Below are 1,579 nucleotides of genomic sequence, written 5' to 3'. Positions count from 1 at the left end.
AAACTTTATATCTGATTTTTGATTATCCCTATAAATATTACACTTTCAAGCATTTCGAAGTATAGAAAAACACTCATTTTACCACGAATATACCACGATTGAACGAGCCTTGATATGACGATAAAATAGCACTAAAAAGACACCATTGACACATTGAAGTGGTGTCTTTTATTAATAAGCAGTCAATCCTAAGACTAACTGCTTTTGCAAAATAAAGGTAATCACTATTTTGTTTGTTTCTTTAGAATAATATAGCTTGCAATCACAACTACAAAGAATACTAACACGAAAACTAAAGTATGAAATATTCCTATCGGATAAGGTGCAATCCACCCTTCTAGTTTGAAAACCAATCCTGAAATATATCCTGTAATCATAGAAATAGGCATAAAAGCAACTCCGATTATATTAAGCCAATTTACATAAAAGGGGGATTTTTCTTCCGATAGTATTCTCGCTATAAAATATCCAACAATCCCTATAGCTTGAATAATCATTGAACCCCAAACTGCTTCCATTGTTTGTTCTGCATACCAATTACCAAATGCACAAAACAGCCCAATAGCAACAAAAGCTGTTGATGATATATAAAGTACCTTACTCGTAAGCTCTTTATTTTTTTGTTCTTTGTCTGCTACTGGTTCAATTCCCTTTAGGATATAGTCAGTTGTTACTCCAAAAAAATCACTCATTATAATTATTTTTTCTAAGTCAGGCGTACTTTGTTCACTTTCCCATTTGGAAACAGCCTGCCTTGAAACTCCAACTTTATCCGCAAGTTCCTCTTGTGATATTCCTTTTGATTTCCTTAAATATTGTATTCTGTCTGCCATATTCATTAGCTAACACTCCTTTCTTTCATGGTGTAATTTTAGCAATATTATCAGTTGCATAGCCACCATTTAGATATGGAAATATGTCAACTGGCAGTTGCAATGATGTTTTTTGACAAATCAGCAGAATATTCTTGCTTATAACGTAATTTAAACATATCCATATTATAACAGTTCCATATATCCGCCACAACAAAAATCAGCACACCCCCCTTGACATTTTTCTGTCTTGAAAAATACACACTTTTTCTTTCTTCCTCTTGATTACCAACCACAGAAAAGAAAAAGCCCTGTCAAGAGCCTTGCCACCATTGGTGGTGCTTTGCACTCTTTACTGGGCTTTTTGTTTGCTGTATCTTTCATTCAAGAGGAAAATTAAAGACCTCTGTTCCATTTCTCTTTCAGATAATCTTCATAGTCCGTTTCATCAAAATCTAACTGTGGCGAAGTGTCGGGAATGTTATTTCTGCTGTCTATGTCCGCAAGTTGACGGAATATCCAGTCATCATAAGGGTCATGGTATTTATACTCTTTGGGCTGTTCTCTGTATCGGTCTAACCCTCGCATTTCCTTATGTACTTTCATCATGCGTTCTATTTTTTGACGTTGTATCAACTGCTTGATTTCCATAAGTTCTTCTAACTCCGTAACCTCATTGGTAATGTAGTTATGGATATACTGTATGAGTTTGGTTTCCATGTAAAATCTGCATTCTTTTTCATCATTGAAAAATTCATTTTCAGACA

1 protein-coding gene and 1 pseudogene are annotated in these 1,579 nt (G+C 34.4%); both read right to left on the bottom strand.

Annotation, left to right across the window (positions count from 1 at the left end):
• Nucleotides 1–224: 224 nt before the first annotated feature.
• Complete coding sequence (locus tag NE665_RS23670) at nucleotides 225–839, bottom strand: helix-turn-helix transcriptional regulator (RefSeq protein WP_008393242.1); 615 nt, start codon at nucleotides 837–839, stop codon at nucleotides 225–227.
• Between the two features lie 369 nt (nucleotides 840–1,208).
• A pseudogene (locus tag NE665_RS23665) lies at nucleotides 1,209–1,579 on the bottom strand (transcriptional regulator); the annotation flags it as partial.

The organism is Clostridium sp. DFI.1.208 (genome assembly GCF_024463855.1).
Taxonomy (GTDB): Bacteria; Bacillota_I; Bacilli_A; order Erysipelotrichales; family Erysipelotrichaceae; genus Clostridium_AQ.
Note: the sequence above shows the minus strand (reverse complement) of the source record. Positions and strands in the feature narration are given on the sequence as shown.

Coding starts and splice junctions, on each gene's coding strand:
- NE665_RS23670 (WP_008393242.1), bottom strand. CDS start 839: ATGAATATGGCAGACAGAATACAATATTTAAGGAAATCAAAAGGAATA.